26 protein-coding genes are annotated in these 25,188 nt (G+C 69.4%); 12 read left to right on the forward strand and 14 right to left on the reverse strand.

Features of this window, described 5'->3' with window-relative positions; all coding sequences use genetic code 11:
- Positions 1–46: 46 nt before the first annotated feature.
- From BWI15_RS27110 to BWI15_RS27135, 6 genes are all read right to left on the reverse strand, one after another.
- Entirely contained in the window at positions 47–1,594 is a 1,548-nt protein-coding gene (locus tag BWI15_RS27110; RefSeq protein ID WP_077017390.1) for a glycoside hydrolase family 13 protein, read from the reverse strand.
- Positions 1,595–1,622: 28 nt separating this feature from the next.
- Positions 1,623–2,591, reverse strand: coding sequence for a carbohydrate ABC transporter permease (locus tag BWI15_RS27115; protein ID WP_077017391.1), 969 nt, complete (start codon positions 2,589–2,591; stop codon positions 1,623–1,625).
- Complete coding sequence (locus tag BWI15_RS27120; RefSeq protein WP_077017392.1) at positions 2,588–3,517, reverse strand: carbohydrate ABC transporter permease; 930 nt, start codon at positions 3,515–3,517, stop codon at positions 2,588–2,590. Before BWI15_RS27120 ends, BWI15_RS27115 begins: the two co-directional genes overlap by 4 nt.
- The gene (locus tag BWI15_RS27125; protein ID WP_077017393.1) at positions 3,517–4,896 is read right to left on the reverse strand and encodes an ABC transporter substrate-binding protein; all 1,380 of its coding nucleotides are present in this window, start codon (positions 4,894–4,896) and stop codon (positions 3,517–3,519) included. Before BWI15_RS27125 ends, BWI15_RS27120 begins: the two co-directional genes overlap by 1 nt.
- Positions 4,897–5,130: 234 nt before the next feature.
- Positions 5,131–5,862, reverse strand: coding sequence for a hypothetical protein (locus BWI15_RS27130; RefSeq protein WP_077017394.1), 732 nt, complete (start codon positions 5,860–5,862; stop codon positions 5,131–5,133).
- 241 nt (positions 5,863–6,103) lie between these two features.
- The gene (locus tag BWI15_RS27135; RefSeq protein ID WP_077017395.1) at positions 6,104–7,111 is read right to left on the reverse strand and encodes a LacI family DNA-binding transcriptional regulator; all 1,008 of its coding nucleotides are present in this window, start codon (positions 7,109–7,111) and stop codon (positions 6,104–6,106) included.
- 124 nt (positions 7,112–7,235) lie between these two features.
- Between BWI15_RS27135 and BWI15_RS27140 the strand changes: the two genes are divergently transcribed.
- From BWI15_RS27140 to BWI15_RS27180, 9 genes are read left to right on the forward strand one after another with little or no spacing between them, the layout of a single operon-like run.
- Entirely contained in the window at positions 7,236–8,456 is a 1,221-nt protein-coding gene (locus tag BWI15_RS27140; protein ID WP_077017396.1) for a DUF4032 domain-containing protein, read from the forward strand.
- Positions 8,457–8,514: 58 nt separating this feature from the next.
- The gene (locus tag BWI15_RS27145; RefSeq protein WP_077017397.1) at positions 8,515–9,021 is read left to right on the forward strand and encodes a SigE family RNA polymerase sigma factor; all 507 of its coding nucleotides are present in this window, start codon (positions 8,515–8,517) and stop codon (positions 9,019–9,021) included.
- Positions 9,018–10,154: a hypothetical protein gene (locus BWI15_RS27150; protein WP_077017398.1), complete on the forward strand. Its 1,137-nt coding sequence runs from the start codon at positions 9,018–9,020 to the stop codon at positions 10,152–10,154. The genes BWI15_RS27145 and BWI15_RS27150 overlap by 4 nt, the downstream gene beginning before the upstream one ends.
- Entirely contained in the window at positions 10,151–11,251 is a 1,101-nt protein-coding gene (locus tag BWI15_RS27155; RefSeq protein WP_077017399.1) for a hypothetical protein, read from the forward strand. Before BWI15_RS27150 ends, BWI15_RS27155 begins: the two co-directional genes overlap by 4 nt.
- On the forward strand, positions 11,248–12,228 hold the full coding sequence (locus BWI15_RS27160) for a hypothetical protein (RefSeq protein WP_077017400.1): 981 nt from the start codon (positions 11,248–11,250) through the stop codon (positions 12,226–12,228). The genes BWI15_RS27155 and BWI15_RS27160 overlap by 4 nt, the downstream gene beginning before the upstream one ends.
- Positions 12,225–13,223 carry a hypothetical protein gene (locus BWI15_RS27165; protein ID WP_077017401.1) on the forward strand — a complete coding sequence of 333 codons (999 nt, stop codon included), beginning with the start codon at positions 12,225–12,227 and terminating at the stop codon, positions 13,221–13,223. Before BWI15_RS27160 ends, BWI15_RS27165 begins: the two co-directional genes overlap by 4 nt.
- Positions 13,224–13,232: 9 nt before the next feature.
- On the forward strand, positions 13,233–14,216 hold the full coding sequence (locus tag BWI15_RS27170; RefSeq protein ID WP_143465873.1) for a hypothetical protein: 984 nt from the start codon (positions 13,233–13,235) through the stop codon (positions 14,214–14,216).
- Positions 14,213–15,265, forward strand: a complete 1,053-nt coding sequence (locus BWI15_RS27175; RefSeq protein ID WP_143465875.1) for a hypothetical protein — start codon at positions 14,213–14,215, stop codon at positions 15,263–15,265. Before BWI15_RS27170 ends, BWI15_RS27175 begins: the two co-directional genes overlap by 4 nt.
- A gap of 7 nt (positions 15,266–15,272) precedes the next feature.
- Positions 15,273–15,743: a hypothetical protein gene (locus tag BWI15_RS27180; RefSeq protein ID WP_077017404.1), complete on the forward strand. Its 471-nt coding sequence runs from the start codon at positions 15,273–15,275 to the stop codon at positions 15,741–15,743.
- Positions 15,744–15,753: 10 nt separating this feature from the next.
- Here BWI15_RS27180 and BWI15_RS27185 read toward each other — a convergent pair whose 3' ends face one another.
- The 4 genes from BWI15_RS27185 to BWI15_RS27200 form a co-directional block, all read right to left on the reverse strand.
- Positions 15,754–16,155, reverse strand: coding sequence for a PIN domain-containing protein (locus BWI15_RS27185; protein ID WP_077017405.1), 402 nt, complete (start codon positions 16,153–16,155; stop codon positions 15,754–15,756).
- A complete protein-coding gene (locus tag BWI15_RS27190) occupies positions 16,155–16,427 on the reverse strand; it encodes a type II toxin-antitoxin system Phd/YefM family antitoxin (RefSeq protein ID WP_077019340.1) in 273 nt (90 codons plus the stop codon). Before BWI15_RS27190 ends, BWI15_RS27185 begins: the two co-directional genes overlap by 1 nt.
- 112 nt (positions 16,428–16,539) lie before the next feature.
- Entirely contained in the window at positions 16,540–17,307 is a 768-nt protein-coding gene (locus BWI15_RS27195; protein WP_077017406.1) for an SDR family NAD(P)-dependent oxidoreductase, read from the reverse strand.
- On the reverse strand, positions 17,304–18,455 hold the full coding sequence (locus BWI15_RS27200) for an acyl-CoA dehydrogenase family protein (RefSeq protein ID WP_077017407.1): 1,152 nt from the start codon (positions 18,453–18,455) through the stop codon (positions 17,304–17,306). The genes BWI15_RS27195 and BWI15_RS27200 overlap by 4 nt, the downstream gene beginning before the upstream one ends.
- Before the next feature lie 85 nt (positions 18,456–18,540).
- On the opposite strand from BWI15_RS27200, the gene BWI15_RS27205 reads away from it, so the two are divergent.
- The 3 genes from BWI15_RS27205 (at position 18,541) to BWI15_RS27215 (ending at position 21,821) form a co-directional block, all read left to right on the forward strand.
- Entirely contained in the window at positions 18,541–19,125 is a 585-nt protein-coding gene (locus BWI15_RS27205) for a TetR/AcrR family transcriptional regulator (RefSeq protein WP_077017408.1), read from the forward strand.
- A gap of 32 nt (positions 19,126–19,157) precedes the next feature.
- Complete coding sequence (locus tag BWI15_RS27210) at positions 19,158–20,801, forward strand: DUF7800 domain-containing protein (protein WP_077017409.1); 1,644 nt, start codon at positions 19,158–19,160, stop codon at positions 20,799–20,801.
- 135 nt (positions 20,802–20,936) lie between these two features.
- On the forward strand, positions 20,937–21,821 hold the full coding sequence (locus BWI15_RS27215; RefSeq protein WP_077017410.1) for a S1 family peptidase: 885 nt from the start codon (positions 20,937–20,939) through the stop codon (positions 21,819–21,821).
- A 75-nt stretch (positions 21,822–21,896) separates the two neighbouring features.
- On the opposite strand, the gene BWI15_RS27220 is transcribed toward BWI15_RS27215, so the two are convergent.
- The 4 genes from BWI15_RS27220 to cysS all read right to left on the reverse strand — a co-directional run bounded on the left by BWI15_RS27220 (position 21,897) and on the right by cysS (position 25,090).
- The gene (locus tag BWI15_RS27220) at positions 21,897–22,301 is read right to left on the reverse strand and encodes a type II toxin-antitoxin system VapC family toxin (RefSeq protein ID WP_077017411.1); all 405 of its coding nucleotides are present in this window, start codon (positions 22,299–22,301) and stop codon (positions 21,897–21,899) included.
- Positions 22,298–22,579: a type II toxin-antitoxin system Phd/YefM family antitoxin gene (locus BWI15_RS27225; RefSeq protein ID WP_077017412.1), complete on the reverse strand. Its 282-nt coding sequence runs from the start codon at positions 22,577–22,579 to the stop codon at positions 22,298–22,300. The genes BWI15_RS27220 and BWI15_RS27225 overlap by 4 nt, the downstream gene beginning before the upstream one ends.
- Before the next feature lie 110 nt (positions 22,580–22,689).
- On the reverse strand, positions 22,690–23,655 hold the full coding sequence (gene rlmB / locus BWI15_RS27230) for a 23S rRNA (guanosine(2251)-2'-O)-methyltransferase RlmB (protein WP_077017413.1): 966 nt from the start codon (positions 23,653–23,655) through the stop codon (positions 22,690–22,692).
- 1 nt (position 23,656) lies between these two features.
- Entirely contained in the window at positions 23,657–25,090 is a 1,434-nt protein-coding gene (cysS, locus tag BWI15_RS27235) for a cysteine--tRNA ligase (RefSeq protein ID WP_077017414.1), read from the reverse strand.
- Between the last annotated feature and the right edge of the window lie 98 nt (positions 25,091–25,188).

Below are 25,188 nucleotides of genomic sequence, written 5' to 3' on the forward strand. Positions count from 1 at the left end.
GGACCCGAGGCCATTCGCCTCGGGTTCTTCGGACGTCAGGGACCTTTCAGCGGATCCAGGCGGTGGTGTCCGAGGGGAGGCGGCCCTCGTCGAGCGGGGAGCTGGTGAGCAGCAGGTCGGTGTGGGCGGGCAGGTCGATCGGGTCCGCGGTGAGGTTGACGACGCAGGTCAGGCCGGAGTCGCGACGGAAGGCGAGCACACCGGGGGCGGAGTCCAGCCAGGTGAGCGTGCCGTCGCCGAGATCGGTACGGCGGATCCGCAGACCGTCGCGGTAGAGGGCGAGCATCGAGTTCTGGTCGGCCTGCTGGGACTCGACGGTGAGGTTCTTCCAGTCGGCGGGTTGCGGCAGCCACGGCGTACCGGTCCCGAAGCCGAACGGCGGTTCCTGGCCGGACCACGGGATCGGGACCCGGCAGCCGTCACGGCCGCGGTCGGTGCCGCCGGAGCGGGCGAAGATCGGGTCCTGCAGCACCTCGTCCGGCAGGTCCTCGACTTCGGGTAGGCCCAGCTCCTCGCCCTGGTACACGTACAACCCGCCCGGCAAGGCCATAGCCAGCAGCGCCGCGGCCCGGGCCCGGCGCTCGCCGAGCACGAGGTCGGTCGGCATACCGTGCTTGCGGTCCTGGTGCGAGAACGACGTGTCCGGGCGGCCGTACTTGGTGACCGGGCGGGTGACGTCGTGGTTGGACAGCACCCAGGTCGGCGGCGCGCCGATCGGGACGTGCGTGGTCAGCGTCAGGTCGATCGAGGCGCGCAGCTCGTCGGCGTCCCACGGCCGGGACAGGAAGTCGAAGTTGAACGCGGTCTGCATCTCGTCCGGGCGCAGGTAGAGCGCGAACCGTTCCTGGTCCGGCATCCACATCTCCCCCACCAGGAACCGGCCCTGGTAGGAGTCGGTGATCGCGCGCCAGCCGCGGTACACCTCGTGCACCTCGTCGTGGTCGGTGTAGGACTCCTCGACGCTGTCCAGGTCCTTGAACAGTACGGCGGCGCTGTCGATCCGGATGCCGTCCACCCCACGGTCCAGCCAGAACCGCAGGATGGCGTGGAACTCCTCCACCACTTCGGGGTTGCGCCAGTTGAAATCCGGCTGCTCGGGAGCGAACAGATGCAGGTACCACTCGCCGTCCGGAACCTGCGTCCAGGCCGGGCCGGCGAAGATCGACTGCCAGTCGTTCGGCGGCAGCCCGCCGTCGCGGCCGGGACGGAACAGGAACCGCTCCCGCTCCGGCGACCCGGGACCGGCCGCCAGCGCCTGGACGAACCAGTCCTGCTGGTCCGAGCCGTGATTGGGCACGATGTCGATGATCGTCCTGATGCCGAGCGCGTGGGCTTCCTCGATGTAGGCCTCGGCTTCGGCCAGGGTGCCGAAGCTCGGCTCGATCGCGCGGTAGTCGGCCACGTCGTACCCGCCGTCGGCCATCGGCGACGGGTACCACGGGTTCAGCCAGATCGCGTCGACGCCGAGATCGGCCAGGTAGGGCAGCTTGGCCCGCAGGCCGGCCAGGTCGCCGATCCCGTCACCGTTGCCGTCGGCAAAGCTCCGCAGGTACACCTGGTAGATCGCGGCTCCGCGCCACCATGTTTCCGACATGCCTTCTCCTTGGGGTGGGTGGGTGGGATCAGCCCTTGAGGCTGCCGGCGGTCAGCCCCGCCATGATGCTGCGCTGGAACAGGAAAAAGACCAGGATCGTCGGCAGGCTGGCGATCACCAGCGACGCGATCAGCACGTTCTGCGGCATCTGCGCCGACAGCGACGCGATGCCGACGCTGATCGACATCTTGTCGGTCTCCGGCAGCACCAGCAGCGGCCAGACGAAGTCCTTCCAGACCGTGACCACCGACAGGATCGACACCACGCCGAGGATCGGCCGGGACACCGGCAGCACGATCGACCACAGGATCCGGACCGGCGACGCGCCGTCGATCTCGGCCGCCTCCAGCAGTTCGCGCGGGATCGAGTCGAAGAACCGCTTGAGCAGGAAGATGAAGAACCCGTTCGCGGCGGCCGGCAGCCAGATCGCCCACGGGGTGTTGAGCAGGCTGAACCCGAAGATCGGCACGTCCTTGGCGACCAGGTACGTCGGCAGCAGCAGCACCATCGGCGGGATCATCAGCGTGGCCAGCATCAGGCCGAGGATCAGCTTGCCGAACAGCGGCCGCAGCTTCGACAACGCGTACGCCGCGGTCACGTCGATCGCCAGCGTGAACAGCCACGCGCCGCCGGCGTACAGGGCGGTGTTGCGCAGGAAGACGCCGAGCTGCAGCTGGTTCCAGGCCTCGGCGTAGACGCCGAAGTCGTACTCCTTGGGGAAAAAGCTCGGCGGGATCTGCGCCAGCTCGTCCGGCGACTTCAGCGCGCCGGTCACCATCCAGTACAGCGGGAAGACGAAGGCCAGCGTGAAGCCGATCACCACGACGACCAGGACGGTCCAGTAGATCAGCTTGCCGTGCCAGCTCCGCAGCGACAGCGGCGAGACCAGGGTTCGGGTCTCGTAGCCGCGGCCCTTGGCCTTCTTCTTCGGCTTGCTCCGGGCCGGCTCCGGAGTGGTTGCCGGGAGCACCGGTTGTGGTTGCAGTGTCGTTGTCATCGGCCACCTTCGTTGTCGCGCGAGACGCGCAGGTAGAACGCGGAGAAGACGATCAGCACGACCATCAGCATCAGGCCGAGCGCACCGCCGCCGCCGAAGTCACCGAAGTTGAAGGCGTACTGGTACATCAGGTAGGCCACCGTGACGGTCGCGTTCTCCGGCCCGCCACCGGTCAGCAGGTACGGCTCGATGAACACCTGCATGGTGGCGACGATCTGGAGCAGCAGCATCACCAGCAGGATGAGCTTGGTCTGCGGCACGGTGACATGCCAGACCCGGCGAAACAGACCGGCGCCGTCCAGCTCGGCGGACTCGTAGAGGTCACCGGGGATGGACTGCAGCGCGGCCAGGTAGATCAGCGTGCCCGTGCCGAGGTTCATCCAGGTCGAGACGATCACCAGCGAGATCAGCGCCGTACTGGTCGAGTCGAGCCAGGCCAGCGGCGGGATGCGGAAGACATCGAGGATCTGGTTGAACAGACCCGCACCCGGATCGTAGAACCACTTGAACAGCAGCACTCCGACCGCCGGGGGCAGCATCACCGGCAGGTAGACGACGAACCGCAGGTACGCCTTGGCGTGCCGCAGCTCGTTCAGGACGACGGCGAGCACGAACGGGATCACGTAGCCGACCACCAGGGCCAGCCCGCTGAACGCCGCGGTGTTCAGCCAGGCGGACCGGAACGCCGGGTCGGCGAACACGGTCCGGAAGTTGTCCAGCCCGACCCACTGCGGCGGGTCGACGAAGTTGGTCTGCTGAAAACTCAGCACGATCTCCCGGATCATCGGGTACCAGGAGAAGAAGGCGAAACAGATCAGCGCCCCGCACAGGAACCCGTACGCCGTGAGGTTCCGGCCGACCGCGCGGCGCGCCGCTCCCTGCTCGAGGGAACGGCGCACCGGCGGTCTGGCGATCGTCGAAGCCATCAGGTGTTCTTGGCGAGGATCTTGTTCGCCTTGCTCTCGGCGTCGGCCAGCAGCTTGACGATGTCGGCGTCCTTGCGGGTCAGCACGGCCGACATGGCCACGTCGAGCACGGCGTACAGCTCCTGCGCCTTCGGCGGCTCGAGCTTGTTGGTGATGCTCGCCTGCGCGGTCACGTACGGCGTGAAGTGCTCGACCGGCACGGTGGCGAACTTCTTCCGCAGCTCGGTGATCTGCTTGCCGGGCGCGCTGTCGCCGTACAGGTCCGGGATCGGCAGGCCGACCGGGCGGCCCTGGGCCTTGGCGCGCTCGTAGTTGAACTGGCCCTCGCCCGGCGTCAGCTCGTGGAACTCCAGCCAGAGCAGGCCGGCCTTGATCTTCTCCGGCGACGCCTTCGGGTTGAACATGTACCCGTCACCACCGGACAGCGACGCCTTGCCTTCGGACTCCGGGACCGCGGCCACACCGTAGTCCTCGAATTTGCCCTGGAAGTCGTTGTTCACCGACTGCACGACGTCCGGCGCGCCGATCATCATGCCGAGCTTGCCCGAGCCCATCATGCGCATCAGGTCCTCCCACTGCAGCAGCTGCTTGCTGCCCATGGAGTTGTCGTTCCAGCGCATCTGCTTGAGGTTCTCCAGCACGGCCTTGCCCTCGGCGCTGTTGAACGCCGCGCTCTTGCCGTCTTCGCTGACCATCGAGCCACCGCGGGCGTACAGCGACGCGGCGAAGTGCCAGCCGCCGGTGTTGCCGGCCGAGTACTCACCGAAGCCGACGTACCCGGCACCGAGCGCCGCGATCTTCTTCGCGGCCTCGTGCACCTCGGCCCAGGTCTTCGGCGGGGCGTCGGGGTTCAGGCCGGCCTGGGTGAACAGCTTGCGGTTGTAGACCAGGCCCATGTTGTAGTTGTTGCGCGGGACGCCGTAGGTCTTGTCGCCGTCCTTGAACACACTCTGAACATCCGCCCGGACGTCCTTGAGCGCCTTCACGCTGCCGACGTACTCGGAGATGTCGGCGGCCTGGCGGGCCTTGATGATCTTCTGGACGTCGGTGTAGTAGACGTAGAAGACGTCCTCCTGGGTGCCGCCGGCCAGCTTCGCCTGGAAGGTGTCGGGGTTGATGCAGGGGAAGGCGTCCTTGCTCTCGATCGTGATGTTCGGGTGCAGCTTCTGGAACTCCGCGACGTCCTCGTCCCAGCCGGCCCGTTCCTTCGGGTTGCTCTTCGGCGGCTGGCAGCCGACGGTGATCGTCACCTTCTGGTCAGCGCCGCCGGAACTCTGCGCGGCCGGTTCGTCGTCCCCCGATCCGCAGGACGCGGCTGTCAGCCCCAGTCCCGCCACGAGCAACAGGCCGAGTGCCCTGCGATGGCTCGTTGTCCTCATCGATCTGCCCTTCTCGAAACGGCCGAGGGCGAGTCCCGCCCCTTGATGTGGTCCGTACCGTAGGCAACCCGACCGGATCAGCGCAATACTTCGATCACTAGTTGCAAAAACGAGACTTTGCTGCGGAACTGGCAGGTACAGCAAAGGGATGGAGCGGATTGCGTCCACTCCATCCCTTCGTGATCAGGTGCTCACCGGCTGTTGCGTGGCCGGCCGTGTCGCTGTCTGTCGTTGTCAGTCGCGCTCGACGACGACCTCGTCGGTGCCGATCTCGATCGGCGCCCAGCTGCGGTCGGCAGTGCCGTCCTCAGCTCGCAGGTGAACCATGCGGCGGCGGTAAAAGACCAGGCCGTCGACGGTCACCGGGTCGTGCACGTAGTGCGCGATCGGTGCGTTGCTGGTGACCTCGGGCGCGTAGTCCATCCGGCGCAGCAGGAACCGGTCGTCGTAGTAGAAGGTCTGCTCGGGGTTGTGGTTCGGCAGATTCGCGGGGAAGGTGACTCGCAGGCGGCGCCAGGTCTCGTCACCCTCCTGCCAGGGCTCGATCTCCTCGACCTGTACGCCGGGATAGGTGAACAGGAACGGCTCGACGAAGTAGTTCCAGTTGGCCGTGGCGGTGAAGTAGGCCAGCTGCACGCGGTCCCACTTGGCCTCCGGCGTGTACTCCGGGTACGTCGGCCGCGGGTCGGCCGACTCGCCGAGGACGGAGCCGTCGGCGGCGACCACCCGGATCAGCTCGGGGGTGCTTTCGTACGTCGCGATCTCACCGTCGCCGACGAAGGGGGTCAGCCGGGTGCGCTCGTGGCGGGCGTCGACTGACAACGTCTGCTGCCGGCGGATCTCGGGCCAGCCGACGCCGTCCCAGAACGGGCCGTCCAGGGAGAGCTTGACGGTCAGGCCCTTGACGGTGGACCAGTTGTCGAGGCCACCGTGGGCTTCGAGGACCTTCGTCAGCAGTTCGTTCATCGCAGTTTCCTTCACTCGGTTCGCGTCGGAGTCAAAATGACCGGTCGTCTTAACAACGGTGCGGTGAAGGAGATCTATTCCTGCGGACGGCACGAAGCGATCAGGCGCCGGCCGGGCAGGCGGGGTCGCCGGATTGGGACGAACTCGCCCGGATCAGGCGGTGTTCGCCCGGATCAAGCCAGGACGGCGGACGTCTTCAGGCCTGGACGGCGGCGGTGTTCAGCCGGGGACGGCGGACGCTTCAGGCCGGGACGGCGGCGGTCTTCAGGCGGGCGGTCGAGGCGCGGACCACGAGTTCGGGCTCGAAGAGCAGCTCGTCGGCGGGGACCGAGGCGCGCTCGATCAGCGCGACCAGCATGTCGACCGCGGCCCGGCCCATCGCGTCGATCGGCTGGCGGACCGTGGTCAGCGGCGGGTCGGTGCAGTTCATCATCGCCGAGTCGTCGTACCCGATCACCGAGACGTCGTCCGGCACCTGCAGGCCGGCCCGGCGGACCGCGCGGATCGCGCCGAGGGCGAGGATGTCGCTGGCGCAGACGATGCCGGTGACGCCGTGCTTGACCAGCCGGGTCGCGGCCGCGTGACCGCCCTCCAGCGAGAACATGGTGTGCTCGACCAGCGACGGATCCGCCTCGGGCGAGCCCATGAAGGCCTCGAGCTTGCGCCGCGACGGGATGTGGTCGCGCGGACCGAGCACCAGCCCGATCTTCTGGTGCCCGAGCGCGCGCAGGTGCCCGATCGCCATCTCGGCGGCGACGAAGTCGTCGGACGAGACCTGCGGGAAGCCCAGATGGTCGACCGCGGCGTTGACCAGTACGGTCGGCAGCCGGCGTTCCTGGATCAGCTCGTAGTGCGCGTGCGGCGCGTCGGCCTGTGCGTAGAAACCACCGGCGAACACGACCCCGGAGACCTGCTGCTGGAGCAGCAGATCGACGTAGTCGGCCTCGGACACGCCACCGACCGTCCGGGTGCACAGCAACGAGGTGAAACCTTGCTGGGCCAGCGCACCGCCGACCACCTCGGCGAACGCCGGGAAGATCGGGTTCTGCAACTCGGGCAGCACCAGGCCGACAAGTCGGGCGCGATCGCCGCGCAGCTGGGTCGGCCGCTCGTAGCCGAGCACGTCGAGCGCGGTGAGCACCGCTTCCCGGGTCGCCTCGGACACGCCGGGCTTGCCGTTCAGCACCCGGCTCACGGTCGCCTCACTGACGCCGACCTTCTTCGCCACCTCAGCAAGTCGTCGAGTCATGACGCAAACTCTACGCCATATTCCGCAAGTATTTGCGTTCACTTGCGTTCGAACCGCTGCCGATCTGCGTCTCGCCTTGCTGCGGGCTCGACCTTCCGGCGGGCGGAACTGACACACTGGTGCCGTGCCTCGTTTTGTCGCCACCCGCCCGGACACCGGTCTGCTCGCACTGCCTTGGGACATCCCGCTGGAGGACTGGCCCGAGGACCAGCTGGTCGCGCTGCCCCGCGGTATCTCCCGGCACGTCGTCCGCTTCGTCCGGGTGAACGGCAGCGTCTACGCGATCAAGGAGGTGATGGAGCACCTCGCCATGCACGAGTACCGGCTGCTGCGCGACCTCGAGCGGCTGGACTCCCCCTCGGTCGAACCGGTCGGCGTGATCACCGACCGGGTGGACAAGAACGGCGAACCGCTCGACTCGATCCTGGTCACCCGTCACCTGCAGTTCTCCCTGCCGTACCGGGCACTGTTCTCCAGCACGCTCCGGCCGGACACCGTGAACCGGCTGATCGACGCGCTGGTCGCGCTGATCGTCCGGCTGCACCTGCTCGGCTTCTTCTGGGGCGACTGCTCACTGTCGAACACGCTGTTCCGCCGCGACGCCGGCGCCTTCGCGGCGTACCTGGTGGACGCGGAGACCGGTGAGCTGCACCAGGACATCTCCGACGGGCAGCGCGCGCACGACCTCTACACCGCGGAGATCAACCTGTTCGGCGAGTTCCTCGACCTGCAGGAAGGCGGCCTGCTCGACGCCGACATCGACCCGCAGGAGACCGTCAAGTCGATCAACGACCGGTACGAGGCGCTGTGGGCCGAGCTGACCGCGCCGGAGGAGTTCGCCACCGACGAGATGCACCGGCTGGACTCGCGGATCCGGCGGCTGAACGAGCTCGGCTTCGACGTCGCCGAGATCGACATCATCACCGACTGGGACGGCAGTCAGGTCCGGATCCAGCCGAAGGTCGTCGACGCCGGTCACCACTCCCGCCGGTTGTTGCGGCTGACCGGCCTGGACGTCGAGGAGAACCAGGCCCGCCGGCTGCTCAACGACCTCGACTCGTACGCCGCCGCGACCGACCAGCAGAACGAGGACGAGGAGATCGTCGCGCACCAGTGGCTGACCGACGTGTTCGAGCCGGTCGTCCGCTCGGTTCCCCGCGACCTGAACCGCAAGCTGGAGCCCGCCGAGGTCTTCCACGAGGTGCTCGAGCACCGCTGGTTCCTGTCCGAGCAGGCCGGCCACGAGGTCGACACGATGCAGGCCGCCCGCTCGTACGTCGACGAGGTCCTGCGCGCCAAGCCCGACGAGAAGCTGGCGCTGCCGACGGCTCCCCCGGGAGATTAGCCGGTTCGGTGCAACGTCTGGTCCCTCCGCGGCGTGGTTAGGACGTGGGAGGGACCAAATGACAACCGACGACGGACCGCCGGACTTCGACACCTGGGTGTCGCACCGAGGTGCCGGTCTGCTGCGTTTCGCCTATCTGGTCACCCGTGACCGGGGCCGGGCCGAGGAAGCTGTCCAGGACGCGCTGATCGCGGCGTACCCGCGCTGGTCGCGGATCGGCGCCGATCCGGACGCCTACGTGCGGCGCTGCATCGTCAACGCCGACATCTCCCGCTGGCGCCGCTTCTTCCGCCGCGAGACTCCGGTCGACGACCCGACCGCGCTCCGCCCACTTGCCGGCGGGCCCGACCACGCCGCCTCGCACGCCGACGCCGACGCGGTCTGGCAGCTGTGCGCGTCACTGCCCACCCGGCAGCGCGCCGCCGTCGTACTGCGTTACTACGAAGGCCTTCCGGACGCCGACATCGCCGAGATCCTCGGCTGTACGGCGGCCACGGTCCGATCCCAGATCCACCGCGCCCTAGGTTCCCTGCGCGCGACGCTGAAGGAGGTCGACCAGCTGTGAACGACCCGACCGAAGACCGCGCGACCGGCGCGCTGCTCACCCGCGCCCTGTCGACGTACGCCGACTCGGCGCCGACCGACCACCACGCCCTGCTCGCCACCGTCCACCACCGCCTGCGCCGACGCCGCCGGGCGCGCGCCGTTGGAGCCGGGGTCCTCGCCTGTACGGCGGTCGCCGCGGGCGTCACCGGCGTCGGGGTGCTGCGGGACGGGCCGATTCCGGCTGCTGGACCATCCGTTCCCGCCGCGCAGCCCGCCTCGGCTCATGCCGACGGGCCCAAGTTTACGACGTACGAGGGCTGGCACTGGGAGTCGTACGGCACCGTCCAGGTGCAGGTCCCCGACACCTGGACGGACACTTTCTACAGCCACCTGTGGAGCTGCCGCCCGCTCGTCTACGGGAACTCGTCCGAGGATGTGCCGAAGACACCGCAGGTCGGACGGCCGCTGCGTGGTTACGTACCGCTGATCGGCTGCCCGAAGGTCCCGGAACCGGCCGAGCGGGTGCCGCACCTGTGGTTCGGCGAGGCGAACCGATCGCCCGGCGTGTACCGCCACGATCACGGCTGGCTGGAGGAGGTCCGGGTTGTCGACGGCATCCATTTGAGTGCCTTCGGCAATGATCCTGTACTGCTGAGGCGCATCCTGGACTCCGCGCAGCCGATCGACGGCCAGGACGCCTACGGCTGCTCGCCAACGGCGCCGCCCGTGGTGGGCGAGGGCCGGCGGCCGACCGGACCCGGACTGGGCGGCATCGGCGAGGTCGAATCGATCCGGCTCTGCGGGTACGGCATCGACGGTCTGCCGCGGGATGCCAGGTTGCTCGCCGGCGGTGAGATCGCCGGCGACAAGGCACGGGAGGTGGTCGCCGCGCTCCGAGCAGCGCCGGCCGGATCCGGCCCGAACCACGAGTACCACTGCGAGACCACGCGTCTGCGCGACGACCTGCTGATCACCGTGCGCGGCAGCACCGGAGAGCAGGAAGTGTCGGTCCGCTACAACTCCTGCAACCACAACGGCATCGACGACGGCACCACTGGCCGGCAACTGACCCGAGAGGCTCTGCTTCCGCTGGTCACCACGCTCTATTCGCCGCAGCTGTACCCGATGATTCTGCAGAGGCTGACCCGATGAACGATCCGGCCGAAACCCTCATCACCCAAAGCCTCGCCTCGCGCGCCGCCGAGGCGCCGTCCGACACGACTCTGCTCGGCACGGTCCACCGCCGGCTGAGACGACGGCGGCGTACGCGCGCGGCCGGCGTCGGCGTACTGGCTTGTGCGGCGGTGATCGTGGCGGCTGCTGGGGTGCAGTCGCTGACCCGGCCGGAGGATTCCGGACCGGCCGCGTCGCTGGCGCAGCCGCCGCCGGGGTGGCATTGGGAGTCGTATGCGAACGTCGAGGTCCAGGTGCCCGACCAGTGGGCGGAGATCAGTGCGGGTCCGCTGGCGACGTGCCCGACCGAGAAGCCCCGGTGGGACGGCTGGATCGGGCGGCCGAGCACGCTGCCGGCCCCGGCGATGGGCTGCCCGACTGCCGTCGGGGCGACCGCTGCCACCGTGGGAGAACCGGCAGACCGCGTGCCGTACGTGTTGTTCGACTTGAACGCCGAGCCGGGCGTGACGCAGTACGACGCAGGCTGGACCAAGGAGGTCCGGTCGGTGGGGGCGCTGCGGCTCGAGGTGTTCGGGACCGACGCCGCGGTCCGGGCACGGATACTCGACTCGGCCCGGACGATCGACGGGGTCGACAGCCGTGGTTGCGCTCCGACGCATCCGGCAGCGACCAACGCGGCGGTCCGACCGACCGGCGAAGGCCTTGCCGCGGTCGGAACGGCCGCGTCGATCCGGATTTGCGCCTACCGGACCGAGACGCTGTCCCAGGTACCACCACTGCTCGCCAGCGCCGAGCTGACCGGCGAGCAAGCCCGCGAGGTCGGCGCCGCTCTGCTGAACGCACCGGGTTCAGATGGCCTTGCGGTGACCAAGAGCGGGAAAGTGGCTACCGCGACCAGCAAATGCACAACAGGTGACGAGGAGATCCTCGTCCTGCACGTCCACGGCGACCGCGGCGACCAGGAGGTCGTCGTACGGCTGAACGGGTGTGGGCCCTTCGACACCGATGACGGCCGGACGTTCCGGAGTCTCACCAAGTCGTCGGTCGGACCGCTGGTCACCGCCGTCGGTCGGCCCGAGGACCGCGGGCCCTTTCTGACCAATCTGCTGAAATGAGGATCGTCGTGCGCGGAATCGCAGTGGTAGCGCTCGCCGCCGTCAGCGTCGCGGCGCTGGCGGCCGGCGGAGAGGCCGTGCTCGGCCAGGACGAAACCGCGGTCGCGGTCGCACCACCGACTGCGCCGTCGGAGCCCGGCTGGCGGTGGGAGTCGTACCGGACCGTCAAGGTGCAGGTGCCGGACAGCTGGCAGGACTCGGCGTACTCGCACCTGTGGACGTGTGGAGAACCGAAGGGACAGTCGAACGGGATCAGCAAGGCGCCGCTGGTCGGCCGGCCCTATCGGGGTCCGGTCATGATGATCGACTGTGGTCCGGTCTCGCCGTTGGCCGAGCGGGTTCCGCATCTGTGGTTCGGCGGGCCGAACGTGCAACCTGGGATCACGACGTTCGACCACGGCTGGGCGTCGGAGGTCCGGGTCGTCGACGGCGTCACGTTGACCGTGTTCGGCGACGACGCCGCGCTGCGCCGTCGGATCCTGGACTCCGCGGAACCGATCAGCGGTACGACGGACCCGAACGGCTGCGCCATCGCCCGTCCCGCCGTACTGGCCGACGGGCAGCGGCCAACAGGTCCGGGGTTGTCCGCGATCGGCGAGGTGAGTTCGATCCGGGTGTGCGCCTACAGCTACGGCACGGCCGGCGAACCGAGCACCTTCCAAGCCGGTCACGTGATCTCCGGCGATGCCGCACGTCGGCTGGGTGACGCGCTGCGAGCAGCGCCGCCAGGCGTCGGGCCGGCCATGAGTGCCTCCAATTGCCAGCAGTCCTCGCAACGCGACGATCTGCTGGTGACGGTGAGCGGCCAGAACGGCGAGCAAACGGTCGTCGTCCGCTACGCCACCTGCCGCTCGAACGGGACCGACGACGGCACCACACTCCGACAGCTCACCACGGACACGCTGGTACCGCTGAGCAAGGTCCTGTACGCGCAGTGGGCACCGCTGCCGATCCTCGACGACTTGGGCGCACGATGATGCGCCGTGGTGCGCTCCTACTGACCGGTGTCGCGGTCGCTGCCGTGGTCGTCGGGGCGAACACACTGATCAGTCGGGCCGGGAGTGACCCCGAAACGCCGGTCGCAGCGGAGCACGCCGGGTGGCGGTGGGAGACGTACCGGAACGTGCAGCTCCAGGTTCCGGACGACTGGGCGCAGGATCTGTACGCCGGGGTGAAGTTCTGCGGCGCCGACTGGACCGAGCAGAAAGCGGTCGTCCGGCGGCCAGGAGATTTCATCACCGTCGAGCAACCCGAGTGTCCGACGGAGGTACGGCCGACGCGGCACGTCGCGCCGTCGGTGATGTTCGCCGGCGACCGGCCCGAGGTGATCCGTTTCGCTGACGGGTGGACCAAGGAGACCCGGCGGATCGGCGAGCAGCTGGTCACGGTGACGAGCGCCGACGATGCCTTGCGGGCCAAGATCTTCAGCACCGCCGGCGTCGTCACGTCCGTCGACGGCTACGGCTGCGATCCGGCGTCGCCGTTGGCGCGGGACGAGGTCCTGCGGCCGGCCGCTTCGGGCGGACTCACCTCGGTCGGGAAGGTGAAATCGGTCAGCGTGTGCCGCTATTCGGGTGGCGCGCCGATCTACCGTGAGGACGGTACGCCGTACCCGCCGAAGGCACTCGGCATGGAGGCCAGTTCGCGGCTCACCGGCGCTGTCGCCGAGCGCTTCGTGCGTGACCTGATCGCCGCGCCGCTCGGGACCGGTCCGACGGTGACCACCTGGCGCGTCTGCGGCGCCGACCCGGGCCGCGAGGTCGTCGTCCTGCGGGTGAACGGGAGCGAGCACGACCAGGACGTCATCTACCGCTACGCCGGCTGCAAGCACAACGGCACCGACGACGGCACGACGCTGCGCCGGGCGACGATGGCGACCGCGAAGGTGATCTTCGTCGGCGTGCACGCGCCTCGCGGACACAGCAATGTGATGACCCAACTGCTGATCGGCCCGCCCGGGCCGGTCCTGTGAGGCGTTGAGATGAAGAGAATCGGAGTAGTCGCCGCCGCTGTGGCCGCAACCGCTGTGCTGGTGATCGGCGTCGGGGTGCAGGCGGTCGGCGGGAGGGGTTCGGCCGGGGCGTATGTCGCGCCGCCCAGCGCCGAACCCGTGGCCGATCCGGCGGCGCCGGGATGGCGGTGGGAGTCGTACGGCACGGTGAAGGTGCAGGTGCCCGACAGCTGGGCGGACTCCGTCTACTCGGGCCTGTGGACCTGCGGGGATCGGTTCCGGCCGGACGGCTCCACAAGGACGCCGATGGTCGGGCGGCCCTGGCGTGGGCCGGTGCAGACGATCGCCTGTCTGTCGGTCCCGAGGTTGGCCGAGCGGATACCGCATCTGTGGTTCGACGACTCCGACGCCAAGCCCGGGATCACACGGTTCGACCACGGGTGGGCGACGGAGGTACGGGTCGTCGCTGGTGTGCCGTTGGCCGTGTTCAGCAACGACGCCGCGATGCGGCGGCGGATTCTGGACTCAGCGAAGCGGATGGATGGAACGGATCCGAACGGCTGCAGCGTCGCGCGTCCCGCCGTACTGGGTGACGGGCAACGGCCGACGGGACCGGGGCTGGCCGCGATCGGCGAGGTGAAGTCGATCCGGGTGTGCGTCTACAGCTATCAGTTGCCGGGCAACCCCAGCGTGTTCCAGGCCGGGCTTCAGATCTCCGGCGACACCGCGCGGCAACTGGGTGACGCGTTGCGCGCAGCCCCGGCCGGCGTCGGGCCGGTCATGAGCTCCTCCAACTGCGAGCAACCGCGGAGCCGGGACGATCTGCTGCTGACAGTGGCCGGCGAGAACGGCGATCAGGCCGTCGTCGTCCGGTACGCCACTTGCCGCTCGAACGGCACCGACGACGGCACCACGCTGCGGCGGCTCACCACGGACACGCTGGTGCCGCTGAGCAAGGTGCTGTACGCCGAGATCCCGGTGCTGCCGATCCTGCGCGATTTGGCCGGACGATGATCGGCCGTCGGGTGGGTGCGGTCCTGCTGACCGGCGTCGCGATCGGTGCGGTGGTCCTGGGAGCGAGCACGTTGACCAGCGAGGCTGGGCCAGCCGGCACGGCGGCGGTCGCGCCTTCCGATGCTGCGACGGGTGTGGCCGCCGATGGCGAGGCGGCTCCGGCCAAGCCTGGCTGGCGGTGGGAGACGTACGCCGACGTGCAGTTGCAGGTGCCGGAGAGCTGGGCGCAGTCGCTGTGGGCCGGGCCGCCGGACTGCACCGAGGACGATTGGGTGCCTGAGGCAACGGTCTTCCGGCCGGGTGGGATGCGGGGACTGGCGCTGAAGGTCTGCGCGACTCCGAAGCCCGCCCGGCAGGTCGCGCCGTCCGTCGTCTTCGACGGTGAGCGACCGGGCGTCGTACAGCTGGCCGGCGGTTGGGTTCGCGAGACCCGGAAGTTCGGCGACCACCTGGTGACCGTGACCGCCGGCGACGACATCCTGCGTCGGCAGATCTTCGAGTCGGCCGACGTCGTCGAGACGGTCGACAGCTACGGCTGCGCTCCCCTGGCCGACCGGCGGGCCGCCCGTCCGCCGGCGCAAGGTGGACTCAAGTCGGTCGGCGAGATCACGGGCGTCGGCGTCTGCCGGTACTCCATCGGAGGCCTCCCGATCGCTCCGACCGGCGGCGGCCCCGAGAACATCCGCTACGCCCGCCTCCAAGCCAGCTCCCGCCTGACCGGCACCGCCGCCGACCGCCTGGTCCGCGACCTCGTCGCTGCTCCGCCCGGCGTCGGCCCGACGTTCTCCGACCCCCGGCGGTGCCCGCCCGAGCCCAGCCCCGACCTCGGGCACGACTTCCTGATCCTCCGCGTCCAGGGCACCGATCACGCCCAGGACGTCCTCTACCGCTACGACGGTTGTCGCCACCACGGCACCGACGACGGCTCGACGCTGCGGCAGCTCACCGCCGACACCGCACGCCAACTCTTCGTCGGCGTCCACCAGCTCTCCACGTCGTACCAGGCCATCGACAAGTTCCTGATCGGCACGCCACCACCCGTGCGATGATCCGAAGATGACCGGCTGGCGCTGGGAGTCGTACCAAACCGTCGAGGTCCAGGTCCCCGACGACTGGCGCTACGACTCGATCGCCGTCGGCCGGTACTCCCTCGGCCACCGCTCCTCCCCTGCCCGCGCGCCACTCATCGCCAGCTCCACCCTCACCGGCGACGCCGCGAAGGCGCTGGTCGCCGCCATCGGTGCCGCACCGGAGGGCCTCGATCCGGACGTCCCCGACTGCATCATCGTCTACGGCGGTGAGCTGATCGTCCTCACAATGCACGCAGGCGACCGGACGCAGGAAGTCCTCGTCCGGTACGCCGGTTGCCGCTTCAACGGCACCGACGACGGCACCACCCAGCGCCGACTCACGGCGGCCGTCGTCCGGCCGTTGCTCACCGGCGTCCATCAACAGACGAGCTACAACAACGGCTTGTACGAGCTGGTCTTCGGCCACGCCGGCGTGTCCAAGCCGACGAGTCAGTAGCCCCGCAAGCTCACTGCGCGCCTGGCGCAGCAATTGGCAGGCCCAATGCATCGGCGGCCGCAAGCAGCCGGCGATCGTAGGTGACGAAGGCCGTCAGGTCGTCGCCGAGTACAGCGTCAGCCGTCGCCAGGTGGATCGCGTCCAGCGAGCCGATCGACTCGTCGGGGTAGGCGGCCGCTGTCCTCCTGACCAGGTCGTCGATCTCGTACACCGCGATCCGCGCCAGCAGCGCCGGTACGGCGGCGAGCAGTTCCGGCTCGGTACGACGGAGCGCGCGCGGCAGCTCGACCTCTGCGATCGCCGACGACACGAGCAGGCGGTCCGAGTGGGTGTTCAGCCAGTCGACCAGGGCATCCGAGGCGACCTCGCGGCGAACAAGCTTCACCAGTGCCGCGGTGTCGAGATAGATCATCAGTGGCGTTCCTCGCCACGCAGCTCCTCGAGCAGCGCACCGGACTCCTGCGTAGTGCGCACGTCGCCTCGGGGTCGTGGCAAAGGCCCGGAAGCCTGCGGTGGTCGCAGGTTGCCGGTGGCCAGCAAACGGCCGATCGGTGAGGGCTCGGCCGGAACCAGCCGGGCCACGACGACACCGCGCTCGGTGATGTCGACTTCTTCGCCGCGTTTCACCCGAGCCAGCACCTTGGCCGTCTCCTGGTTCAGCTCCCTGATCGGCACCTCAGCCATGGCTTGATCGTAGTACATCTTTGTCTGACACCGCCTGCCCAGTTGTTGTCGCCAGGGAAGGTACGAGGTTTCGGCGCGGTGGACGGAGTTGTCCACAGGCCAATCAGACCAATCAGCGCGGCGGCATCCGGAGCGCGCCGTCGAGGCGGATGACTTCGCCGTTGAGGAGCTGGTTGTCGAGGACGTGCGTGACCAGGGCGGCGTACTCGTCGGGGCGGCCGAGGCGGGAGGGGTGGGGAACTTGCTGCTCGAGGACCGTGCGAGTTTCCTCGGGCAGGCCGGCCAGCATCGGGGTTTCCATCGTGCCGGGCGCGATGGTGACGACGCGGATGGCCTTGTCGGCGAGGTCGCGGGCGGCGGTGAGGGTGAGGCTGACGATGCCGCCCTTGCTGGCGGCGTAGGCGGCCTGACCGATCTGGCCGTCGTACGCGGCGATGGAGGCGGTCATCACGAAGACCCCGCGGTCACCGTCGGACGTGGGCTCGAGCGTGAGCATCCGCTCAGCGGCGAGGCGGAGCACGTTGAAGGTGCCGATCAGGTTGACCTCGACGACCTGCCGGAAAGTTGCCAGCGGCAACGGACCCTTGCGGCCGACGACGCGGCCGGGGGTGGCGATGCCGGCGCACGTGACGACGACGCGCAGATCGCCCAGCGAAGCAGCCGCATCCAGAGCCGCGACGACGGCGGCCTCGTCGGTGACATCGGTCGGGGCGAAGACCACCCGCTCCCCCAGCTCCTCGGCGATCGCCTTGCCCGCCGACGACGGCAGGTCGCAGATCACCACGCCGACGCCGGCCGCGGCCAGGCGGCGTACGGTCGCCTCGCCCAGGCCGGAGCCACCACCGGTGACCAGAGCTACGTCGGACGGGCCAAGCTTCATCGAACACTCCTGAGCAGGTCGCGGCTGATCACCAGACGCTGGATCTGGTTGGTTCCCTCGAAGATCTGCGTCACCTTGGCCTCGCGCATGTAGCGCTCGGCCGGGAAGTCACGGGTGTAACCGTAGCCACCGAGCACCTGTACGGCGTCGGTGGTCACCTTCATCGCGGCGTCGGTGCACACCAGCTTGGCAATCGCCGCCTGCTGGGTGAACGACCGGCCGAGGTCACGCCGGCGCGCAGCCTGCAGGTACGTCGCCCGGGCCGACTCGACCGCCGCCGCCATGTCCGCGAGCAGGAACTGCATCCCCTGGAAGTCCGCGATCGCATGCCCGAACTGCTTGCGCTCCAGCGCGTACGACGCCGCGCAGTCCAGCGCCGCCTGCGCCAGCCCGACCGCGCACGCGGCGATGCCGAGCCGGCCCGAGTCCAGCGCGGACAGCGCGATGCGCATCCCGTCACCCTCGGCGCCGATCAGGTGGTCGGCCGGCACCCGGACCTGGTCGAAGTTGACCAGCGTGGTGGTCGACCCGGTCAGGCCCATCTTCCGCTCGGGCGCCCCGAAGCTGAGCCCGGCGGACGTGGCCGGCACGTGGAACGCCGAGATCCCGTGCTTGGGATCGGCCGACGTGCGCGCGAAGGTCGTGTAGAAGTCGGCGTGCGACCCGTGCGTGATCCAGGACTTGGTCCCGGTCAGCACGTACTCGTCGCCGTCGCGGACCGCCTTGGTGGTCATCGAGCTGATGTCGGACCCGGCCTGCGGCTCGGACAGCGCGTACGCGCCCAGCAGCTCGCCGCCGATCATGTCCGGCAGGAATCGCGCGCGCTGCTCCTCGGTGCCGCGGGTCGCCACGGCGTAGCTGGTCATCGTGTGCACCGAGAGCCCGACGCCGACCGACATCCAGGCGGCGGCGATCTCCTCCAGCATCTGCAGGTAGACCTCGTACGGCTGGTCGGCGCCGCCGTACTGCTCCGGGTACGGCAGGCCCAGCAGGCCGGCCTTGCCGAGCGTGCGGAACGCCTCGCGCGGGAAGGCCTCGCTCTCCTCGGCCTTGGCCGCGTACGGCGCCAGCTCGTGCTCGCACAGGTCCCGGACCAGGTCCAGCAGGTCGGTGGACTCCTCGGTCGGCAGCAACCGGTCGACAGCCATCAGGCACCCCTCTCAGCGGGTACCGAAACGGTACTCTGATTGATACTGAAGACTCAAGTTCAGTATCGTTCTATGCTGTATCGATATGACAACAGTCGTTCCGGGACGCCGCACGCGCCGGCAGTCCGAGCTGCTCGACCGGCTCCTGTCGTTGTTCCTCACGCAGGGCTTCAGCCGGTTCACCCTGGACGACCTCGCCGCCGAGCTGCGCTGCAGCAAAACCACCCTGTACGCGCTCGCGCCGAGCAAGGAGCAGCTGGCCGTCGAGGTGGTCAAGCACTACTTCAAGAACGCCACCGCCCAGGTCGAGGCGACGGTGGCCCGGCAGACCCGGCACGACCGCCGGATCGCCGCGTACCTGAACGCGGTCGCCGACGCGCTGCGCCCGGCCAGCCGGACCTTCCTGGACGACGTGTCGACGTTCGCGCCGGCCCGATCGGTCTACGAGCGCAACACCCGGATCGCCGCCGAGCGGGTCCGCACGCTGATCGAGGACGGCATCGCCAGCAAGACCTTCCGCCAGGTCGACATCGGCTTCGCCGCCGAGATGGTCGCGCACACCATGCAGGCCATCCAGCGTGGCGACATCGCCCGCCGGACCGGCCTCAGCGACGCTGACGCCTACCGCGAGCTGGCCTCGTTCGTGCTGCACTCGCTCCGCGTCGACTGACACGAGTTGGGTGCGGCGGCTAGCGTTTCCGGATGCAACTGAAGTTGGGTCCGCTGCTGCGGTACGTCGACCGGACGCGGGCGACCGTGTGGGTGGAGACCACCGGCCCGGGCGAGGTGGAGATCCTCGGCCACCGGGCGACCACCTGGTCCGTGCACGGCCACCACTACGCGCTGGTCCTGATCGAAGGGCTCGCGCCGGCCAGCAGTACGCCGTACGAGGTGCACCTGGACGGGCAGCAAGTCTGGCCGCCGGCGGATTCGCCGTACGGGCCGAGCGTGATCCGGACGGCGGGGGCCGACGGCGCCTTCCGGCTGACGTTCGGGTCGTGCCGGCGGTCGGCGCCGTTCGACGAGCAGGGATTCAAGGAGTTCGGGCCGGACGCGCTGGTCGCGCTGGCGGAGCGGATGGCCGGCACGGACCACGAGCGGCCGGACGCGATCCTGCTGCTCGGCGACCAGGTGTACGCCGACGACCCGTCGGACGCCGTACTGGAGCAGTTGCGTGAGGCACACGGCGGCCGGCCCGGCTCCGAGGTGCAGGACGAGATCGGCAACTTCGAGGAGTACACCTGGCTGTACGACGACGCATGGACCCAGCCGGCGGTGCGCTGGCTGTTCTCGACCGTGCCGCTGTGCATGCTGCTCGACGACCACGACCTGCGCGACGACTGGAACACCTCGCTGACCTGGCGCCGCTGGGTGACCCAGCAGCCCTGGTGGCACGACCGGGTGGTCGGCGCCTACGCGTCGTACTGGGTCTACCAGCACCTGGGCAACCTGTCGCCGGAACAGCTGGCCGAGGACGCCACCTACCAGGCGATGCGCACGCTGACGGACGACGCCGAGCGGACGGCGTACCTGGACTCCTTCGCGTGGGAAGCCGACGAGGACCCCGCCTCGACCCGGTGGAGCTTCTACCGCGACTTCGGCGGCGGTGTGCGGCTGGTCGCGGTGGACTCGCGCTGCTCGCGGCACCTGCAGCCGGACAAACGGGCGATGGTCGACGCGCACGAGTGGGAGTGGGTGCGGCGGCACACCATCGAGGCTTCGGAGCCGATCAGGCTCCTGCTGCTCGCGTCGACGCTGCCGTTCCTGCTCGCGCCGGGGCTGCATCACCTGGAGGGGTGGGACGAGGCGATCTCGTCCGGCGCGTGGGGACCGCGCGGGGCCGCGATCGGCGAGCGGATCCGGCAGGGGATGGACCTCGAGCACTGGGCGTCGTTCCGGAAGTCGTTCGACGACGTCACCGAACTGCTGACCGAACTGGTCGAGGCCGACGATGCGCCGGCCTCGATCCTGATGCTGTCCGGCGACGTGCACTGTAGCTATCTGGCCGAGGCGCGCTTGAGCGCGGTCGAGCATCCGGGAACGGCGATCCGGCAGCTGACGATGTCGCCGTTCCGCAACCCGATCCCGAAGCACATCCGGCTCGCGAACAAGCTGCTCGACAGCCGGTGGATGACGTACAAGCTGGCGCGCTCCGCGGGGGTGCGCGACGTGGCGGCGTCCTGGCGCACGTCGTACGGGCCGTGGTTCGACAACGGGGTGATGAGCGTCGCGATCGAGGGCGACCAGGCGGCGGTCGACGTGGACCACGCCCGGCTGGCCGACGGGCGCCAGCATCTGACCAGATCGCTGCATTACCAGGTCGAATCCGCCCGCCGGCGAGACTGACCGGTTTCCGGACGGAGGATTACCCTTACCCTCCGCGTTCGCCCGGGCACTTTATGACAGTTTCCGGTAGAACAGATCACGGTTGAGTCAAGGACGTTCCCGCCCCGGGCGTCCTCATCGTGAGGAGGCACAACCATGCGTATTCGCCGTACCGTGACCCTGCTGGCCACCGCCGGCCTGGTCGCCACCACCGTCCAGCTCTCCGCCCAGGCCAGTGCGGCCCCGGGCCCCGAGGCCGCCGTCGCCTCGGCGAGCACCATCACCGCCACCTTGAGCAAGGAGGCGTCGATCCCCGGCACCGCCTGGATGACCGACGAGAAGTCGGGCCGGATCATCGTCTCGTACGACGACACCGTGAGCGGAGCCAAATTCACCGCGCTCACCAACGTCACCAAGCGCTTCGGCAGCCAGGTCACCCTGGAGAAGCTGCCCGGCGTCCTCAGCAAGCGGATCAGCGGAGGCGACGCGATCTACACCGGCGGCTACCGCTGCTCGCTCGGCTTCAACGTCCGCAGCGGCACCACCTACTACTTCCTGACCGCCGGCCACTGCACGAACCTGGGGTCCACCTGGTACGCCAACTCGTCGCAGACCACCGTGCTCGGCACCCGGTACGGCACCAGCTTCCCGGGCAACGACTACGGCATCGTCCGGTACAGCACGTCGTACACGAACCACCCCGGCAACGTGAACCTGTACAACGGCTCGTACCAGGACATCACCTCCGCCGCGAACCCGACCGTCGGCCAGTCGGTCCGGCGCAGCGGCAGCACGACCGGCCTGCGCAGCGGCTCGGTCACCGGCCTGAACGCCACGGTCAACTACCCCGAAGGCACCGTCTCCGGCCTGATCCGCACCAACGTCTGCGCCGAAGGCGGCGACTCCGGCGGCGCCCTGTTCTCCGGCTCCACCGCCCTCGGCCTCACCTCCGGCGGCAGCGGCAACTGCCGCACCGGCGGTACGACGTTCTTCCAGCCGGTCGTCGAGGTCCTGAACCGCTACGGCGTCCAGGTCTACTGATCCCGGACTCCACCCACCGCACCTGACCAACACCGCGGGCCCCGGACCAGCTGGTCCGGGGCCCGTGGTTCGCTTTCAGGCCGGAGCGAGCACCGGGAACCCGAGGTCGACCGCCGCGCCGGCCAGTTCCTTGTCGTACGTGACGAACTGCTCCAGGTCCTCCCGGAACGGTTCAGCACTGGCCAGATGGATCGCGTCGAGTGATCCCAACCGGGGAATCCGGTAGGCCATCGCCCGTGCGAGCACGGTCGAGCTCAGGTCGACGACGTAGATGCCTCGAACAGCCTGCCCGGTGAAGTACGGGACCTGTTGATGATCGACTCCGGCGCGGAGCAGAGTTCTGGTGATCTCCAGCTTGGCGAGCTCACTGGTGAGCAGCTCGGTCTCCGGCGGAAGATGCTCCCGCCACGCGCGCAGAGCTGCCGACTCGGCCGCCGGCTTGATGAACTTGAGCAGGGCACAGGCATCCAGATAGATCACCGGCGCCGTTCCTTGTCCCGGTCGGCGATCAGCAGGTCGGACAAGCTGTCGACCCCAGGCGCGAGCTCCAGCGCCAGCTCCGGCATCCCCAGCTCAGCCGGCGCTGCCACCTCGCCGGAGTCGATCATGTGCCGCAACGTCGTCGGCTGCTCCTGCTCGGGCACCAGCCGCAGCACCGGGCGCCCGCGGTCGGTGACCACGATCGTCTCCCCGGCCCGCACCCGAGCCACCGCTTTGGAGGGGTTCTGGTTCAGCTCACGCAGTCCGATGGTCACCATGACCCCAAATGTACCTACCTCAGGTAGTTACATCAAGACGGCAAGCAGTTCGAACACCACGGGCCCCGGACCAGCTGGTCCGGGGCCCGTGGTTCGTCGGTGCGGGCGAACTACTGCGCGCGGCGGCGGGAGATCTCGTAGAGAGCGACGCCGGTGGCGATGCCCGCGTTGAGGGACTCGGTGGCCGACGTCATCGGGATGGAGACGATGATGTCGCAGTTCTCGCGGACCAGGCGGGCCAGGCCTTTGCCTTCGGAGCCGACGACCAGGACGATCGGGTCGGTGGCCGACTGCAGGTCCGGCAGCTCGACCTCGCCGCCCATGTCGAGGCCGACGATCAGCAGGCCGGCGTCCTTGTACGACTTCAGGGCCCGGTTGAGGTTGGTGACCCGGGCGACCGGGATGCGGGCCGCGGCGCCGGCCGAGGTCTTCCAGGCCGAGGCGGAGATCGAGGCCGCGCGGCGCTCGGGCACGAGCACGCCGTGGGCGCCGAAAGCCGCCGCCGAGCGGGTGATCGCGCCGAGGTTGCGTGGGTCGGTGACGCCGTCCAGCGCGACGATCAGTGGTGCCTGGTCGGCGTCGTGCGCCGCGCGCAGCAGGTCGTCGGGATGTGCGTACTCGTACGGCGGGATCTGGATCGCCAGGCCCTGGTGCGCGCCGTTGGCGGTGTGCCGGTCGAGCTCGATCCGCGGCACCTCGAGCAGCGCGATACCCCGCTCGACGGCCAGCAGCAGCGCCTCGCGCAGGCGCGGGTCGCGTTCGGTGCCTTCGGCAACATAAACCGCACTGGCCGGTACGCCGGCCCGGAGCGCCTCGACGACCGGGTTGCGGCCGTAGACCCACTCGACGGTCGCGGTCTCGTCCTTGCGCGACGACCGGCGCCCGGTGCTGCTGCGCTTCTCGGCGCGCTCCTTGGCCTTGGCCCGCTTGTGGGCGGGGTGCTTGGTCCGGTCCACCGCCTTCGGCGTCGGGCCCTTGCCCTCCAGCCCACGGCGAACCCGGCCACCGGATCCGGCCGTCGGGTTCCCGCGCGGCTTCTTCCGGATGGCTCCCTTGCGCTGACTACTGCCTGGCACGTCAGTTTCCTTCACTCGTCGGGCGCGGGGCGATCGTCCAGCGCGGCCCTTGCGGGGTGTCCTCGACGACGACGCCGAGGTCCTTCAACCGGTCGCGGATCTGGTCCGACGCGGCGTAGTCCTTGCGCTCGCGGGCCGCCTGGCGCTGGTCGAGCAACGCACCGACCAGCCCGTCGACGACCTCGGTGAGCTCGTCGTTCGAGCCCGACCGCGACGCCCACGGCTCGGCCAGCGGGTCGAGCCCGAGGATGCCGAGCATCGCCCGGACGGCGGCCAGCGCCTCCCGCAGCGCGGGCGAGTCACCGTCGGCGACCAGCTTGTTGCCGTCGCGGACCGTGGTGTGCAGGACGGCGACCGCCCCCGGTGTGCCGAGGTCGTCGTCCATCGCGGCGACGAAGTCGGCCGGCAGCTCGGTGGCCGGCTCGACCCCACCGGTCACCTCGGTGGCCCGGGTGACGAAGCCCTCGAGCCGCTGGAAGCCGGTCGCGGCCTCCTCCAGCGCCGCGGGCGAGTACTCCACCACGGACCGGTAGTGCGACTGGACCAGGTAGTACCGCAGCTCGATCGGCCGGACCCGCTGGACCACGTTGCGCACGATCGCGCCGTTGCCCATCGACTTCGACATCTTCTCCCCGGCCGTGGTGACCAGGGCGCTGTGCATCCAGAACCGGGCGAACTTCTGCCCGACCGCGGTCGACTGGGCCAGCTCGTTCTCGTGGTGCGGGAAGCGCAGGTCCAGGCCGCCGCCGTGGATGTCGAACTCGGCGCCCAGGTACTTGCCGGCCATCGCCGAGCACTCCAGGTGCCAGCCCGGGCGGCCGCGGCCCCACGGCGTCGGCCAGGACGCCGTCCGCGGGGTGCCCTCGGTGTAGCCCTTCCAGAGCGCGAAGTCCCGCGGGTCGCGCTTGCCGCGCGGGTCCGCGTCCTCGGCGTCCTCCATGTCGTCGATCTTCTGGTGCGACAGGGCGCCGTAGGCCGGCCAGGACTTCACGTCGAAGTAGACGTCACCCGAGCCGTCCGGCGCGACGTACGCGTGGCCGCGGTCGATCAGCTGCTGGATCATCTCCAGCATCTCCGGGACGTGCCCGGTGGCGCGCGGCTCGTACGTCGGCGGGCGGCAGCCGAGCACGTCGTAGGCCCAGTGCAGCTCACGCTCGAACTCGTAGGCGTGTGCCCACCACTCGACGCCACGCTCGGCCGACTTGGCCAGGATCTTGTCGTCGATGTCGGTCACGTTCGCGATCACGGTGACCTGGTAACCCGAGCGCTCCAGCCAGCGCCGCAGGACGTCGAACACGACCTCCTTGTAGATGTGCCCGACGTGCGGGGCACCCTGCACCGTCAGCCCACAGTGGTAGATCCCGACCTGGCCCGGGTGGACCGGTACGAAATCCCTCACTTTGGCTGTCGCGGTGTCGTACAAGCGAAGAGTCACCGATCAAGGGTAACGGTCTTTGACCATCACTCTTGACAAATTCTCCCCAGGCAGGACCCGCTCGGCCGGGCACTGCCGGAGCGCGACGCCGGGCGAGG

The organism is Kribbella sp. ALI-6-A, from assembly GCF_001984195.1.
Taxonomy (GTDB): domain Bacteria; phylum Actinomycetota; class Actinomycetes; order Propionibacteriales; family Kribbellaceae; genus Kribbella.